We start from the raw sequence: 15,630 nt of genomic DNA, 5'->3' as shown, positions 1-15,630 counted from the left end.
CCTCCGAGACGGGACCAGGGTCAAACTACACAATGTCGATCAGCATAGTTGACTACGGGCCTGGTCAGGCGGGTCCCGCGGGGAGCGTAGGCGCCGACGGCGGTGGTCGGGAGCAGAACCCGAACACCGCCGTCGACTGGTCCACCGGCCCGGGGCACGCCCCGGGCCGGCTACTTTGCTACGGAGCGGTCACCGACCCGACGACCACGTCGCCGGACCCGACGAGCACGTTCTCCGAGGTCCGCACCTCGACCGCACCGAGCAGCTGACGCCCGGTGGCGGGGGCCTGCAGCGCCGTCACCGTGCCCGGGACGGTCCAGCTGGCCTTGGCGGGTCGGACCTGGTCGGTGTCGGTCACCGCGACCGCGCCGAGCGTGGGGTTGGTGAAGACGTCGACGTAGTCGTAGGTCGTCGAGCCCGACGGCACGGCGTACCCGTCCACCAGCACCAGCCAGGTGCCCGCGGCCGGCTTGGTGATCGTCACCGACTCCTCGGAGTCGCCGTCGGCGGACTGGCCGGCGACCTTGCAGGTGCCGGTGGTGCAGTCGTAGACCACGAGGTCGAGGTCGGCACCGGCGTCGGAGGTGCTGCCGATGGTGGCCCGCAGCGACGTGGTCCCCGCGGTCACCGGCACCTGGAACTGCTGGGCCTCGCCGGCCTTGATGGTCTGCTCGCCCCGCTTGGCGCTGCCCAGGGTCGTGCCGACCGCCCGCCCGGTGAACTCACCGAAGGTGTTGGTGATGGTCCAGTCGCGCTGCACCGGGGTCCCGGCCGTGGCCGTGGCGATCTCGGTGGGGTCGGGCGCGACCTCGGCACCCAGCACCGAGCCGGTGAGGGTGTACGGCGCGCTGGCGGCGTCCGAGGTCCGTCGGGCCTCGACCGTCACCTCCCAGACACCGGCCTGCGGGTCGGTCACCGTGCGGCTCGTGGGCGAGCCCGCGGCGCAGCCGGCCCCGGCGTTGGGGTTGTAGCAGGAGGTCGTCGAGTTGGCCTCCACGCCGACGCCGTAGGGGTGGAACCGCAGGAACCGGATCTGGCCGGCGCCGGGTGCGGTGCCGCCGCCCTTGAGGTCCACCTTGAATGCCGGCGTGTCCTCCGGCACGTCGAAGAAGTACGACGTGGTCTGGTTGCGCCCGATCGAGCCGGTCTTGGCCACGGTGTAGTCGTTGGCGGCCGTGAACTTCTCCGAGGCCACCACCGTGTTGAGGGTCTGGGCGTCGGTGCCCGGAGTTGCGGCGTCGTCGAGGTTGAGCACCGCCGAGTGGGCCCCGGTCGTCCTGGGGTTGACCTTGACGGCCACCGTGGTCGGGGTCGCGAGCGGCAGGCTCACCGACGCCGGCGCGCTGAAGGTGCCGTCGTTGCCGACCCACCTCAGGTCGTAGCGGACGTTGCCGCCCCGTCCCGAGTAGCGGGTGAAGGTGTAGGTCCGGGTGTAGGAGTCACCCGCGGCCACGCCCTCGCGGTCGTTGATGCCCGTGCCCTTGCCCGGCACCGCCAGGAAGTCCGAGAGCGCCGTGTTGACCTCGACCGAGGAGCCGATCTCGACGGTCTGGGGCTGCGCCTCGAGGACCTGCCAGGCCTTGACCGTGTCGATGAGGCCGTTGCCCTGCTCGTAGGCGCCGTAGCGGTCGAAGAACCGCGCCGTCGAGGTCATCGCCTGGCGCAGCTGCGCCGGGGTGGCCGAGAGCTTGCTGTCCTTGGCCGCGCCGAGGAGCAGCGCCGCTGCACCAGCAGCCTGCGGCGAGGCCATCGAGGTGCCGTTGAACATGGCGTAGCCCGGCGGGCAGGTCTGCGCGATGCAGGCGTTCTTCGGGTCCTGCCACTGCGGCACCGTGGAGATGGCCGACCCCGGGGCCACGACCTGCGGCTTGAAGCCGCCGTCCTCGCGGGGACCGCGGGAGGAGAAGCCGTGCAGGTTGTCGGCGAAGGCGGAGTCCGACCCGTAGTTCGAGCGCCAGGTGTCGTCGCTCACCGAGGAGCCGACGCTGACCGTCTTGGTGGCCACCGAGGGGTCGCCGACGGTGTTCATGCCCGAGCCGCTGTTGCCGGCCGAGATGAAGATCTCCACGCCGTAGGTGTCGACCAGCCGGTCGTAGAGGACCGCCCGGGCGTTGTTGCCGTCGTTGAGGGCCGGGAGGCCGCCGATCGACATGTTGATGACGTCGACGTCGGCCTGGGCCAGCCAGGCCATGCCCTCGATCAGGGCGTGCGCGGTGCAGCCGCTGACGAACAGGCAGACCCGCACCGACTTCAGGTTCGCGCCGGGGGCGGCGCCGCTCATCTTGCCGTCGAACATGGCGTTGGCGGCGGTGATGCCGGCGACGTGGGAGCCGTGGGCCCCCGAGACGATGCCGATGTTGACGTAGTCGCCCTCGACCTGGACGACGAAGGGCATCGTCTCCTTGACCGGGGTGGCGGGGTCGTCGGTGCCGAAGTGGCCGACGTCGTACTCGTCGGCGTACTCCGTCATCGCCTGCTCGTCGCGGAAGTCGGCGTCGCGGTCGGTATCGACCCAGACCTCGTCGGTCCTGGTGTCGCGCAGCACCGCGAACTCGCCGGTGCTGCCGGCGGGGTTGCCGTCGCGGTCGAGGTCGTTGCCGACCTCGCCGGCCAGGCGCGGGTCGCGCTCGTCGAGCACGTCGACGGTGTACGCCCGGTTGCGCGGCGCCTTGTAGGTGGTGCCGTCGTAGACGAAGGTGCGGCCGCTGACGCTGTCGGACATGTCCAGCCAGGTCGGGTCGTCGTCGCCCACGGGGTCGGTGTAGGTCTTCCAGTCGAGGATCTTGCGGTCCCCGGTCGAGGTCTCCTGCAGCGACGGGTGGTCGAGGTCGACGCCGCTGTCGACGATGCCGATGGTGGTGCCGCGGCCGTCCCACTTCTTCTTCGATGCGGTGAGCTGGGCGGCACCGGTCTCACCGATCGGCATGTAGGGGTTGACCTTGGGCGTGCGCTTGCCGGGCGCGGCGTACGGCGTGGGGTCCTGGGTGCCCGCGGGACGCGGGTCCTCGAGCGGGATCACCTGGTCGAGGTCGACGGCCTGGACGCCGCTGGCCTTGGCCGCGGCCTTGGCCTGCGAGGTCGGGACCGAGACGCGGAGGTAGCCCACCTCGGCCTCGCTCGCCTCGACGCGGCCGCCGAGGGCCTCCAGCCGGTCGGCGACGGCGCTCGTGCTGCCCTGCTTCGCGGCGACGAGCAGGGTGACCCGCTTCTCGCCCTGGGCGCGAGCCTCGCCGAGCAGCGCGCGGTCCTGCTTGTCGAGCCCGGCGCCGGCGCCGGGCGGGGCGTCCGGTGGTGCGGCCGTGGCCGCGGTGGAGGTGAGGGCCAGGCCGGTGGTCGTCAGCGACGCCACCGCCAGTCCCACCAGGCCCCGAGAAAACCTGTGGTTCACGATGCTTCCCTTCGAGCGGACCGCGCGCGAGCACGCGGTCGGACGCCGCCCGAGTGCGACGCCCGGACCAGCGAACCCCCCTCCCCGCGAGGCGGGGAAGGGGGTGCAGGCGATCGTTACGTGAGGGAGACCTCAGGCGGCGCGGTCGATCGGGAAGAGCCGCTGCACGATGTCGGTCAGCGTCACCACCCCCACCGGCACGCCGTCGTCCTCGACCACGGCCAGGTGCGCCCGCGTGTCGCGCATCGTCGTGAGCGACTCGTGGAGCGGGCGGCCGGCGTCCAGGTGCAGCACCGCCCGCATCACCTCGCGGGCCGGTCGGTCGTCGGGCTCGAGCATGGTGTCGCGCACGTGCACCACGCCCACGACGTGGGCACCCGCCCGCACCAGCACCCGCAGGTGGCCCGAGGCCACGGTCGCGGCGCGCACCGCGGCCACGTCCTGGTCGTCGGTGACGGCGGTGGCCCGGTCGCCGGGGCGCACCAGGTCGCCCACGGTCAGCGTCTCCAGCTCCAGGGCCGAGGTCAGCTGCGCCGACCGGCCGGCGTCGAGGGTGCCGGCCCCGGCCGAATGCTCGACCAGCTGGCGCAGGTCCTCGGCGCTCTGACCGCTGTGGGGACTGTCCTGCGGCTCGACCCCGACGCGACGCAGGCACCAGTTGGCGGCCTCGTTGAGCGCCACCAGCAGCGGCCGGGTGAGGAACATGAAGCCCCGCATCGGCAGCGCGAGCGCGGTGGCCGCCGCCTCGGGGTGGGCGATCGCCCACGACTTGGGCGCCATCTCGCCGACCACGAGGTGGAGGAAGGTGACGATCAGCAGGGCCAGCACGAAGCCGAGCGTGCCGGCGACCCAGCTCGGCAGCCCCCAGGACGCGAAGACCGGCGTCAGGGTGTAGTCCAGCGCCGGCTTGGTGACCGCACCCAGCCCCAGGGCCGCAGCGGTGATGCCGAGCTGACAACCGGCCAGCAGCACCGTCAGCTCGTCGAAGCTGCGCAGCGCGGCGCGGGCCGAGCGGCTGTCGGCGGCGTTGTCCTGCAGCCGGTGGCGCTTGACCGCGAGCAGCGCGAACTCCGCGGCCACGAACAGCGCGCTCAGCACGATCAGCAGGACCGTGACGGCGACGACGACGATCGGGCTCATCGGTGGTCCTCCTGCTCGACGAGGGTGCTCGTCCGGTCATCGGTGTCGGGCCGGTCGTCGGGCCGGTCGTCGGGGAGGTCGTCGGGCCGGTCGTCGGGGAGGTCGTCGGGCCGGTCGTCGGGGGCCGGTTCGGGACGCACCTCCAGCGTCAGGCGTACGACGGACGGCACGTGACGCTCGACCTCGAGGACCTCCAGCCGCACCTGCTCCACGGGGGGCTCCTCGTCGTCGAGGACCGCCGCCGGGTCGGGCGGCAGCTCGACGGTGACCGTGGTGCCGACCTCGGGCAGGGCGCCGTGGGCCTCGATCAGCAGACCGCCGACCGTCTCGGCCTCGCTGTCGGCGAGCTCGCGGTCGAGCAGTCGCTCCACCTCGTCGACGTGGAGGTCGCCGGGCACCGTCCAGCTGCCGGGCTCACCCTCCTCGGCGGCGGGCGGGGGCGCCGGATCGTGCTCGTCCTCGATCTCGCCGACGATCTCCTCGGCGAGGTCCTCGCCGGTGACGACGCCCGCGAAGCCGCCGTACTCGTCGAGCACGCACAGCAGCTGGGCACGCTCGGTGACCATGGTGCGCAGCGCGTCGGGCAGTCGCATCAGGGTCGGCACCCGCACCGCCGAGCGCATCAGGGTCGCCGCGGTGCCGCTCGCGTCGCGGCCGGCACCGAGCACGTCCTGCAGGTGCACCACCCCGACCACCTCGTCGTGCTCGTCGAGCACGGGGTAGCGCGAGTGGCCGCTGCTCATCAGGCCCCACAGCACCTCGACGCCGTCGTCGGGGCGGACCACGTCGACGCGGGCGCGGGGCACCATCGCGTGCTCGACGTCGTCGTCGGGGAAGTCCAGGACCCGGTCGAGCAGCACCGACAGCTCGGCCGGCAGGTCGCCGCTCTCGCGCGAGTCGGCCACGATGTGCTCGAGGTCGCGCGGGGTGGCGGCGTGCTCGACGTCGTGGACCGGCTCCATGCCGGCCAGCCGGAGCAGCCGGTTGGAGGCCTTGTCGAAGAACGTGATGAGCCAGCCGAAGAGCCGCAGGTAGAGCGTCGTGGAGGTGGCCAGCCCGACCGCGAGGGCCTCCGGGCGGGCGATGGCGAGGTTCTTGGGGAACAGCTCGCCGAAGATCATCTGCACGAACGTCGAGAGCAGCAGCGCCAGCACGGTGCCGACGCCGACGCCCACCGCGGTCGGTACGCCGATCCCGCCCAGCGCCTCGCCCAGCGACTCGCCGATCAGCGGCTCCGCGACGTAGCCGACGAGCAGCGCGGTGACGGTGATGCCGAGCTGGGCGCCCGAGAGCATGAAGGAGGTGCGCCGGGTCACCGCCAGCGCGCGCTCGGCGGCCGCGTCACCGGCCTGGGCGCGCGCCTTGAGCCGGGAGCGGTCCACCGACATGTAGGCGAACTCCTGGGCCACGAACCACCCCGTCGCGGCGGTGATCGCCAGCACGACGAGGACGCCGAGGAGGAGCGAGAGGACCCACATCAGCGCACCACCTCGCGGTGGGCGGGTCCTTCAGGGGCACGGGGGTGGGGACTGTCGGTCTCCATCGGGTGCGGCGGTTCTCCTCGTGGTTCCGGGCGTGGTCCCCGGGTGGTCGACCAGTGTGACGGACCCACCTGAACGCTGTCTGAGGGATCGCGGGAGCCGGTCGAGCCCCCGACGTACGCTCGGGGCATGAGTGTCGCGCCCGCCGCCACGGTCCGGCTCGACGACCGGTTCGCCCGCGAGCTGCCCGAGCTGGCGCTGACCTGGAAGGCGCTCACGGCGCCCGACCCCCGGCTGCTGGTGCTCAACGAGCCGCTGGCCGCCGACCTCGGCCTCGACCCCGACGCGCTGCGCACGCCCGAGGGGCTCGGCCTGCTGCTCGGCACCGACCTGCCCGCCGACGCCCACCCGGTGGCGCAGGCCTACGCCGGCCACCAGTTCGGCGGCTACAGCCCGCGGCTCGGCGACGGGCGCGCGCTGCTGCTCGGCGAGCTGACCGACCGCGAGGGCCGCACCCGCGACCTGCACCTCAAGGGCTCGGGCCGCACCCCGTTCTCCCGCGGCGGCGACGGGCTCGCGGCCGTGGGCCCGATGCTGCGGGAGTACGTCGTCAGCGAGGCGATGCACGCCCTCGGCATCCCCACCACCCGCGCGCTGGCCGTCGTCGCGACCGGGCGTGCCGTGCAGAGGGAGACCGTGCTGCCCGGCGCCGTGCTGACCCGGGTCGCCAGCAGCCACCTGCGGGTCGGCAGCTTCCAGTTCGCCCGCGCCACCGACGACCTCGACCTGCTGCGCCGGCTGGCCGACCACGCGATCGCGCGGCACCACCCCGCCGCGGCCGACGCCCCGCAGCCCTACCTGGCGCTGTTCGACGCGGTCGTCGGGGCGCAGGCCTCGCTGGTCGCGCAGTGGATGGTCGTCGGCTTCGTGCACGGCGTGATGAACACCGACAACGTCACCATCTCGGGCGAGACGATCGACTACGGGCCGTGCGCGTTCCTCGACGCCTACGACCCGGCCACCGTCTACAGCTCGATCGACCACGGCGGTCGCTACGCCTACGGCAACCAGCCGGTGCTCGCGCAGTGGAACCTCGCCCGCTTCGCCGAGGCGCTGCTCCCGCTCCTGCACGACGACCAGGAGCAGGGCGTCGCACTGGCCGTGGCGTCGCTGGAGCGGTTCACCCCGGCGTACGCCGCCGCGCGCGCCGGCGGCCTGCGCCGCAAGCTCGGCCTGCCCGACGGCCTGCCCGACGACCTCGTCACCGGTCTCGGCGACGAGCTGCTCGTGCTGTTCCACGCCGGCCGGGTCGACCACACCTCGGGCTGGCGGCTGCTCTCGGCCGCTGCCCGCGGCGACGCCGAGCCACTGCGCGGGCTGGTGCTCGACCTGCCCGCCCTCGACGCGTGGCTGGCGCGTTGGCGGGCGCTGGGCCCCGACGCCGACGTCATGGACCGCACCAACCCGGTCGTGGTCCCGCGCAACCACCTCGTCGAGGAGGCGCTGGCGGCCGCCACCGCCGGCGACCTCGACCCGCTGGCCGACCTGCTGGCCGCGGTCACCGCGCCGTACGACGTCGTCCCCGGCCGGGAGCGCTACGCCGAGCCCGGACCCGACGACGTCGACTACCAGACCTTCTGCGGCACCTGAGCCGCCCACCTGAGTCGCCGCGGTCCGGTTTCCCAGGTGATGAACCCAGTCCGCCTCTTCACACACGACGCGCGGTGTGCAGAGAGGCGGTTTCCCTTCATCACCTGGGAAACCGGACCCAGACACGACCACCACCCGAGCCGGTGACAGGAGTCGAACCCGCGACATCCTCATTACAAGTGAGGCGCTCTACCTACTGAGCTACACCGGCGCGCGGACCGGGGTACGGCGCCGCGGACGCCATCGTAGGGGGCCGCGGGCTCAGGCCGGACGCTCGCGCACCAGCACCGCGATCTTGTCGATCCGGTGCTCGGGGTTGCCGAACTCGTCGGACCAGTAGTTGCCCGCGGCGTGGTCCTCCGGCGTCGCGCAGGTCGACAGCGTCAGCATCGCCTCCGTGGGGCGTACGCCGGGACGGCCGGGCACCGGCGCCGCCTGGGCCCGCAACGAGGCGGGCGAGCGGAACGACGTCTCGCGGGTGGCCGTGACGCGGTAGACCAGCACCCGGTCCCCCGAGCGCACCTCGACGCGCGCCCCGTCGGCCAGCGCGGGAAGCTGCGCGAGCGGGGCGCCGTGGGAGGTGCGGTGGCCGGTGACGAGGAAGTTGCCGACCTCGCCCGGACCCACCCCGCCACCGGGGCCGCGCGGCGAGGCCATCACCCCCGTGTCCTGGATCGCGGTGCCCGGGGCGTCGTCGGGGCGGCCGCGGTAGCGCTGCACCGGCACCTCGCGCAGCCCCAGCGCCGGGATCGAGACGTAGGACGTCCGCGGCTCGGCGGCGGGCGCCGCGGGGGTCGGCGGCGCCGACGGGCCGGACCGGGTCACCCAGGGCGGCGGCGCGGAGCCGGTGACCTCGCCGGTGTCGTCGGTGGTGACGGTCCGGGTGGGCTCGCCGGGCTCCGGGGCCTCGACGGCGCCGGGCGGCGGGTCGGTCGTGCAGGCCGCCAGCAGGACCGAGCCGATGCCGGTCCCGAGGAGCGCGCGAGTCCTGCCCACCTCTCCACGGTAGGCACGGTCCCCCAAGCAGACCTCAGCCGAGGTCGAGCTCGACGTACTCCTCGGCCTGCATCCGCCCGTCGGTGCGCACCCCCACCGGCTGGAGGCCGACGGGACGGCCGTCGCGGTAGGTGACGAGCGTGAGCTGCGCGTCGCGCCGCAGCTTGCTCCCGATGGCCAGGGCGTACGCCGCCCCGCCGGTCGTGCCGTTGGTGTAGCTGTAGCCGACCCGACCGTTCTCGCCGGTCACCCGGTCGGGACCGACCTGCACGTGCAGGTGCCCGGCGAGCACCAGGTCGGTGCACCCACGGGCCAGCGCGGTGCGGCCCAGGTTGGCGTCGTGGACGAGCAGCGTGGCGATCCGCTGGTCCTCGGCGTCCAGCGCGCAGACGTCGTCGGCGATGGTCTGCTCGACCTCGCGGAAGCTGAGGCCGGTCTCGTCGCGCCAGCTGCCGAGCCCGCTCGAGCGCGGGTCGTCCACACCGGTGATCCGGACGCCACCGAACTCCTCGACCGGCTCGCCCTCCAGCCGCGTCCAGCCGAGGTCGGCGAGGTAGCGGCCCACGAAGCTGCCGTTGTCGTGGTTGCCGGCGATGGCGACCCGGGCGTCGTACCCCTCGAAGGCGGCGTCGAGCGAGTCGAGGCTGAACGCCTCCCAGGTCTGGCCGGTCGAGGTGTCGTCGCCGGCGTCGAGCACGACGGTGGCGCCGGCGGCGTCGCCGACCGCCCGCACCACCTGGTCCATGCCGATGTTGTCGTGGCGGTCGCTGACCAGCACCGCGACGGTCTCGTCCTCGGCCGGGGTGCGCAGCTGGTCGGCCACCTCCGGCACGCGGTCGACGAGGTCGTCGTAGAAGACCGTGCTCTTGTCGTAGGTGTCGAGCGCGCTGGCCAGGAGCCGGCGGGTGCCGCTCGTGAACAGCCCGCCCTGCACCTGCCACTCGGAGAGCTCCGGCGGCACCGGGACGTCGGGGTACGCCGCCTGCAGCGGCAGCCAGGTCGGGTCCTGGACCCGGTCGGGCTCCCGCTCCCCCGGCCGTACGACGGCCAGCACCCCGCCCACGAGCACGGCCAGCGCCACCCCGATGACCAGCAGCCCCCGCCGCCTCCGAGCGGCCCCGCGGACCCGCCGCACCAGCTCGCCCCGACGGGTGGACCCGACCAGCCACCACAGCAGCGGCAGCACCAGCCCGGCCAGCGCACCGGTCACGGCGGCCCGCCGGGCGAGGGCGGTCAGCACCTCGGTGACCCGGCGCTGCTCGGCCTCCGGCCGGGCGGCGATCGCGGCGTACCGCTGCGCCAGCTCGGTCGTGGTCGAGGCCGTGGTCTTGCCGACCTCGACGTCGACGCCGACGGTGCCGGCCGCCGGGAACCGCAGGTCGGGCAGGTAGGGGCCGAGGTCGAGGTGCACCCGCCCGTCGAGGGTGGGACGGACCTGCGCGTCGTGGCTGGCCACCACGGTCTCGGTCGAGCCGTGGGTGAACGACCACGCCGCGACCGGGACCGCCACCGCCGCCCAGGCCAGGAGCGCGAGCAGCGCCCCGACCAGCCTGCGCGCCACCGCTAGGCGCCGGGGGCCGCCCGGCGCTGCGCCACGGCGTACAGCGCGACGCTGGCCGCGACGCCCGCGTTGAGCGACTCCAGCGAGCTGGCCATCGGGATCGACACGAGCTGGTCGCAGGTCTCCGCGACCAGCCGCGAGAGGCCCTTGCCCTCGGAGCCGACCACGATCACCAGCGGGCCGTCGACCTCGAGGTCGGGCAGCGCGACGTCGCCGTCGGCGGCCAGGCCGACGACCGTGCAGCCGGCGTCCTGGTAGGCCTTGAGCTGCCGGGTCAGGTTGACGACCTGGGCGACCGGCACACGGGCCGCGGCCCCGGCCGAGGTCTTCCAGGCGCTGGCGGTCATGCCGGCGGCGCGCCGCTCGGGCACGACCACGCCGTGGGCGCCGAAGCCCGCCGCCGAGCGCACCACGGCGCCGAGGTTGCGGGGGTCGGTCACCGAGTCGAGTGCCACCACGAGCGCGGGCTCGCGGTTGGCGGCGGCCAGGTCGAGCAGGTCCATCGGGTCGGCGTACTCGTAGGGGGGCACGCGGGCGGCGAGGCCCTGGTGGACCGCGCCGTGGGTCATCCGGTCGAGCTCGACCCGGGGCACCTCGAGCAGCGAGAGGCCCTTCTCGGCCGCCTCGCCGAACACCTCGCGGAGCCGACCGTCGCGCTCGGCGCCCTCGGCGACGTAGATCGCGGTGACCGGCAGGCCGGCCCGCAGCGCCTCGACGACCGAGTTGCGACCGGCGATCCACTCCTGGTCCGAGCCGGGCTTGGACTTGCGCGGGCGCCCGGCGAGTGACTTCTCCGCACGCTTGGCCTGCTTGTGGGCCTTGTGGTAGGGCCGGTCCTCGGCCTTCGGGGTCGGGCCCTTGCCCTCGAGACCCCGGCGGACCCGGCCGCCCGACCCGGCGGTCGGGTTGCCCTTGCCGGTCTTCTTGATCGCGCCTCGACGCGACGAGTTGCCAGCCATCAGCCCACGCTCCAACGCGGGCCCTGTGCCGTGTCCTCGATCTCGACGCCCGCCGCCTTGATCTGGTCGCGGATGGCGTCCGCCGCCGCGAAGTCCTTGTCGGCCCGGGCGTGCGCCCGCTGGTCGAGCAGCCCGCGCACGAGGGCGTCGACGACGTCGCGCAGGCCCTCGTCGCCGGAGCCGGTGGCCCAGTGGGGGTCGCGCGGCGAGAGGCCGAGCACGTCGAGCATGGCCAGCACCCGCCCGGCGGCCTCGCGGGCGCCGTCGGCGTCCCCCGCGTCGTGCAGCCGGTTGCCCTCGCGGACCGCGTCGTGCAGCACGGCGACCGCCGCGGGGGTGCCGAGGTCGTCGTCCATCGCCTCGACGAAGGCCGCCGGCAGCTCCCCGGGCTCGGCGTCGACGCGGTCGAGGAAGCCCTCGACCCGGCGGAACGCCGAGGCGGCCTCCTCCAGCGCCTCGAAGCTGAACTCGACGGTGGAGCGGTAGTGCGCCGCGACCATGTAGTAGCGCAGCTCGATGCCGCGGACCCGCTCCAGCACCGCCGGCACGAGCAGCGAGTTGCCGAGCGACTTGCTCATCTTCTCGCCGCTGGTCGTGATCCAGGCGTTGTGCATCCAGTACGACGCGAACCCGTGGCCGGCCGCCCGGGACTGGGCCTGCTCGTTCTCGTGGTGGGGGAAGCGCAGGTCGACGCCGCCGCCGTGGATGTCGAAGGCCTCGCCGAGGTACTTCCCGGCCATCGCCGAGCACTCGACGTGCCAGCCCGGGCGGCCGCGACCCCAGGGGCTGGGCCACGAGGCGGTCAGCGGCTCGGAGTCCTTGCGGCCCTTCCAGAGCGCGAAGTCGCGGGGGTCGCGCTTGCCACGGGGGTCGGCGTCGCCGGCGGCCTCCATGTCCTCGACCGACTGGCGGGTGAGCTCGCCGTACGACGGCCACGACCGCACGTCGAAGTAGACGTCGCCCGACCCGTCCTCGGCGGCGTAGGCGTGGCCGCGGTCGACCAGCAGCGCGATCAGCTCGAGCATCTCCGGGACGTGACCCGTCGCGGCCGGCTCGTAGGTCGGGGGCAGCACGTGCAGCGCGTCGTAGGCCCGGTCGAGCTCGCGCTTCATGTCGTAGGCGAGGTTGAACCACGGCCGGTCCTGCTCGGCGGCCTTGGTGAGGATCTTGTCGTCGATGTCGGTGACGTTGCGGATGAAGCTCACGGCGTACCCCTGCCGGGTGAGCCAGCGGCGCAGCACGTCGAAGTTGACCGCCGAGCGGACGTGGCCGACGTGGGGCTCGGACTGCACGGTGAGGCCGCACACGTAGACGCCGACGCGCCCCTCGACGAGGGGGACGAAGTCGCGGACCGCCCGGGAGGCGGTGTCGTAGAGCCGGAGTGCCACCCGCTGATCCTAGTGGCCGCGGCGCCCCCGCCCCGACACGGCCCGGAGCCCCGCGCCATTACCACCCCGCGACACGAATGTGACGAAACGACACCCAAGTGGCGCCTGGGAACTAGGCTGCCGCGCATGTCGTCTCGGACCCGCCCCCGCTCGCGCCCCGCTCCGACGCTGCTGCGCCGACCCCCGGGTCGCCTCCCGCTGCGGGCGCGCGCCCTCGGCGTGGGCTTGCTGGCACTGGCCCTGGTCGGCGTCGCGCTGACCGAGGGCGGCACCGCCGCGTCCCCGCCGGCGGCGCAGGCCCGGCTGGCGGCGGCCCCCGCGGCGCAGCACACCTTCCGCCAGGTCACCACCGACGCCGGCTTCCGGACCGGCGTCGGCGAGGGCGTGCGCGTCGCCGGGGGCGCGGTCAGCCTCGCCTCGCCGGTCGGGCGCACGACGTACGCCGGGAAGCGCTGGGAGCTGGGCCGCTGGACCTCAGCCTGGTCGCGCCCGGCCCACTCCTTCGACGAGCTGGTCCCCTCCTGGGACGCCACCACGCCCCCGGACACCCACGTGCAGGTCTCGGCCCGGGTGCTCTCCACGACCGGGCGCACCAGCGGGTGGAAGCTGCTCGGCGCCTACTCCACCCGCGACGCGGCCTTCCTGCGCACCAGCTCCGGCACCCAGTCCGACGCCGTGGCCCGGGTGGCGACCGACACCGTTCGCGCGGCCTCGGGCGTGAGCCTGCAGCGCTACCAGCTGCGCGTCGTCGTGCTGCGCCTCGTCGGGTCCCGGGCGGTTCCGGCCGTCCGGTCGGTGCAGGCCGTCGCGAGCAGCCGGGGCGCCCTGCAGCCCACCAGCCGACCGCTGCTCGGGGCCCGCTCGCTGGCGGTGCCGCGCTACTCCCAGATGATCCACCGCGGGGAGTACCCCCAGTACGGCGGCGGCGGACAGGCCTGGTGCTCCCCCACCTCGCTGTCGATGATCCTCGGCTACTACGGCGCGCTGCCGCCCGCGCAGACCTACGCCTGGGTCTCGCCCTCCTACCGCGACCGCGTCGTCGACCACGTCGCCCGCGCCGTCTACGACCACGGCTACCGCGGGGCCGGCAACTGGGCCTTCAACACGGCGTACGCCGCCCAGCGCACCGGCAGCGCCTTCGTCACCCGGCTCTCCTCGCTGCGCGACGCCGAGCGCTTCATCGCCTCCGGGGTCCCGCTCGCCGCGTCGGTCTCGTTCTCCCGCGGCCAGCTCACCGGCGCCCCGATCAGCTCCACCAACGGCCACCTCGTCGTCATCACCGGCTTCACGGCCCGCGGTGACGTGGTCGTCCACGACCCGGCCGCGGCCAGCAACGCAGGTGTCCGCCGGGTCTACGACCGGGCGCAGTTCGAGCGGGTCTGGCAGGGCGGCTCCCGCGGCACCGTCTACGTCGTCCACGACGCCGCCCACCCGCTCCCCGCCTGGTAGGCCCTACCGCGCGGTGAAGGAGTGGCCGTCCCACCCGGTCGCGCCGTCGGGCACGACGTCGGCGCGGGCGGCGGTCTGGGTGTAGCCCGAGCGGTCCGTGGCGCGCACGACGACCTGGTGCTCGCCCGGGTCCACCTCGACCCGCAGCCGCCACTGCACCCAGGTGTCGGCGTTGGCCGAGCCGCCGAGGTCGGCCTCGCGCCAGGGGCCGCCGTCGAGCTGCACCTGCACCCGTTCGATGCCGGTGTGCTGCGCCCAGGCGACGCCGCCGAGCACCACCTCGCCGGCCGGGACGTCGGCACCGTCCTCGGGCACGTCCACCCGCGACATCGTCTTGACCGGGCCGCGCTCGCCCCAGCCGCGCTCGGTCCAGAACGCCGTGACGTCGTCGAACCGGGTGACCTCGAGGTCGACCAGCCACTTGGTGGCCGAGACATACCCGTAGAGCCCGGGCACGACCATCCGCACCGGGAAGCCGTGGTCGACCGGCAGCGGCCGGCCGTTCATCGCCACCGCCAGCAGGGCGTTGCGGTCGTCGGTCAGCGCCTCCAGCGGGGTGCTGCAGGTCCAGCCGTCCTGGGAGGTCTGCAGCACCGCGTCGGCGCCGTCGCGCACGCCCGCCGCGGCCAGGACCTCGCGGATCGGCACCCCCGACCAGAAGGCGTTGCCGACCAGGTCGCCGCCGACCGGGTTGGAGACGCAGCACAGCGTCACCCACGCCTCGGTCAGCCGTCGGTCGATGAGGTCCTGGTAGGTCAGCCGCACCTCGCGGTCGACCATGCCGTGGATGCGCAGCGCCCAGTCCTCGGGCCGGATCGCCGGCGAGGCGAGCGCGGTGTGGATCAGGTAGAACTCCTCGTCCGGCGTACGCCATGGCGCGACGCCGTCGACCCGCAGGTCGGCCGACGACGGCACCTCGCCGGGCGTGACCGGCAGCCGCAGCAGCCGGCGCGACTGCTCGACGCTGCGCCGGGCCCCGCCCGCGACGCGGCCGGCCACCGTCAGCGCGGCGGTGACCCCGAGCACCAGGCCGGCGCGCTTGAGGAAGCGCCGCCGTCCCTCGCGCTCGCTGCCGGGACGGTCGTCGAGCACCGGACCGGTGAGCAGCCGCAGCGTCACCACCCACGTCATCACGCCGACCACGAGGGCCAGCGCGGCGGCGGTGCCCGGGGTGGGCTGGCTCATCACCGCGGCCAGGCCGATCGCGGCCAGGGCGAGGAAGACGAGGTCGGGCACCAACGGGGCACGGCGTACCCAGCTCGCGGCGTAGGCGCACACGCCCAGGAACAGCACCACGGTCCCGCCGAGCAGCAGCGGCTTGTCGGCCGAGCCGACCAGGCCGATCAGGGCCTCGGCCACCGCGCCGGGCGTCGCGTCACGCACCACCGCGGCCACGGCGGCGACCGGCGAGGTGTCGGCCCGCAGCGCCCAGGCCGTGGCCTCGGAGAGCCCGATCGCACAGGCGCCCGCGATGGCGCCGGCCGCGGCCAGCCAGGCGCGCGAGACCGGCGGCTGCGGCGGGGCGCCGACCGCGGTGGTCGCGCCCGTCGTGCCCGTCGTGCCCGTCGTGGTGCTCACCCCGCCATGGTCGCACCCCGGCGGGCGCACGTCGCGAGCA

At 74.4% G+C, this 15,630-nt stretch carries 10 protein-coding genes and 1 tRNA gene; 2 read left to right on the top strand and 9 right to left on the bottom strand.

Going from position 1 to position 15,630, the window contains the following annotated elements; translation table 11 throughout:
- Positions 1-178: 178 nt before the first annotated feature.
- The 3 genes from ASG49_RS10330 to ASG49_RS10320 all read right to left on the bottom strand — a co-directional run bounded on the left by ASG49_RS10330 (position 179) and on the right by ASG49_RS10320 (position 6,006).
- A complete protein-coding gene (locus ASG49_RS10330) occupies positions 179-3,349 on the bottom strand; it encodes a S8 family serine peptidase (protein WP_200936270.1) in 3,171 nt (1,056 codons plus the stop codon).
- Between the two features lie 171 nt (positions 3,350-3,520).
- Positions 3,521-4,528 carry a CNNM domain-containing protein gene (locus tag ASG49_RS10325; protein ID WP_056541117.1) on the bottom strand — a complete coding sequence of 336 codons (1,008 nt, stop codon included), beginning with the start codon at positions 4,526-4,528 and terminating at the stop codon, positions 3,521-3,523.
- The gene (locus ASG49_RS10320; protein WP_082534012.1) at positions 4,525-6,006 is read right to left on the bottom strand and encodes a hemolysin family protein; all 1,482 of its coding nucleotides are present in this window, start codon (positions 6,004-6,006) and stop codon (positions 4,525-4,527) included. The genes ASG49_RS10325 and ASG49_RS10320 overlap by 4 nt, the downstream gene beginning before the upstream one ends.
- 192 nt (positions 6,007-6,198) lie before the next feature.
- Between ASG49_RS10320 and ASG49_RS10315 the strand changes: the two genes are divergently transcribed.
- Positions 6,199-7,659, top strand: a complete 1,461-nt coding sequence (locus ASG49_RS10315; RefSeq protein ID WP_056541113.1) for a YdiU family protein — start codon at positions 6,199-6,201, stop codon at positions 7,657-7,659.
- Positions 7,660-7,797: 138 nt separating this feature from the next.
- Here the strand turns inward: ASG49_RS10315 and ASG49_RS10310 are convergent.
- The 5 genes from ASG49_RS10310 to cysS form a co-directional block, all read right to left on the bottom strand.
- Positions 7,798-7,870: transfer RNA gene (locus ASG49_RS10310), tRNA-Thr, on the bottom strand.
- A gap of 50 nt (positions 7,871-7,920) precedes the next feature.
- A complete protein-coding gene (locus tag ASG49_RS10305) occupies positions 7,921-8,655 on the bottom strand; it encodes a class E sortase (RefSeq protein WP_235562016.1) in 735 nt (244 codons plus the stop codon).
- Between the two features lie 34 nt (positions 8,656-8,689).
- Complete coding sequence (locus ASG49_RS10300; RefSeq protein ID WP_235562015.1) at positions 8,690-10,216, bottom strand: metallophosphoesterase; 1,527 nt, start codon at positions 10,214-10,216, stop codon at positions 8,690-8,692.
- A gap of 2 nt (positions 10,217-10,218) precedes the next feature.
- Positions 10,219-11,175, bottom strand: coding sequence for a 23S rRNA (guanosine(2251)-2'-O)-methyltransferase RlmB (rlmB, locus tag ASG49_RS10295; protein ID WP_056541110.1), 957 nt, complete (start codon positions 11,173-11,175; stop codon positions 10,219-10,221).
- The gene (cysS, locus tag ASG49_RS10290; RefSeq protein ID WP_056541106.1) at positions 11,175-12,563 is read right to left on the bottom strand and encodes a cysteine--tRNA ligase; all 1,389 of its coding nucleotides are present in this window, start codon (positions 12,561-12,563) and stop codon (positions 11,175-11,177) included. Before cysS ends, rlmB begins: the two co-directional genes overlap by 1 nt.
- A 126-nt stretch (positions 12,564-12,689) precedes the next feature.
- On the opposite strand from cysS, the gene ASG49_RS10285 reads away from it, so the two are divergent.
- The gene (locus tag ASG49_RS10285; protein WP_056541102.1) at positions 12,690-14,012 is read left to right on the top strand and encodes a C39 family peptidase; all 1,323 of its coding nucleotides are present in this window, start codon (positions 12,690-12,692) and stop codon (positions 14,010-14,012) included.
- 3 nt (positions 14,013-14,015) lie between these two features.
- Here ASG49_RS10285 and ASG49_RS10280 read toward each other — a convergent pair whose 3' ends face one another.
- Positions 14,016-15,590 (bottom strand): molybdopterin-dependent oxidoreductase, encoded by a 1,575-nt coding sequence (locus ASG49_RS10280; RefSeq protein WP_082534011.1) that lies wholly within the window; start codon positions 15,588-15,590, stop codon positions 14,016-14,018.
- Positions 15,591-15,630 lie beyond the last annotated feature (40 nt).

Source organism: Marmoricola sp. Leaf446 (assembly GCF_001424755.1).
GTDB lineage: Bacteria > Actinomycetota > Actinomycetes > Propionibacteriales > Nocardioidaceae > Marmoricola.
Note: the sequence above shows the minus strand (reverse complement) of the source record. Positions and strands in the feature narration are given on the sequence as shown.

Excerpts from the sequence above, each read along its gene's own strand:
- ASG49_RS10325 (WP_056541117.1), bottom strand. The coding sequence starts at position 4,528 with ATGAGCCCGATCGTCGTCGTCGCCGTCACGGTCCTGCTGATCGTGCTG.
- ASG49_RS10320 (WP_082534012.1), bottom strand. The coding sequence starts at position 6,006 with ATGTGGGTCCTCTCGCTCCTCCTCGGCGTCCTCGTCGTGCTGGCGATC.
- ASG49_RS10315 (WP_056541113.1), top strand. The coding sequence starts at position 6,199 with ATGAGTGTCGCGCCCGCCGCCACGGTCCGGCTCGACGACCGGTTCGCC.
- rlmB (WP_056541110.1), bottom strand. The coding sequence starts at position 11,175 with ATGGCTGGCAACTCGTCGCGTCGAGGCGCGATCAAGAAGACCGGCAAG.
- ASG49_RS10285 (WP_056541102.1), top strand. The coding sequence starts at position 12,690 with ATGTCGTCTCGGACCCGCCCCCGCTCGCGCCCCGCTCCGACGCTGCTG.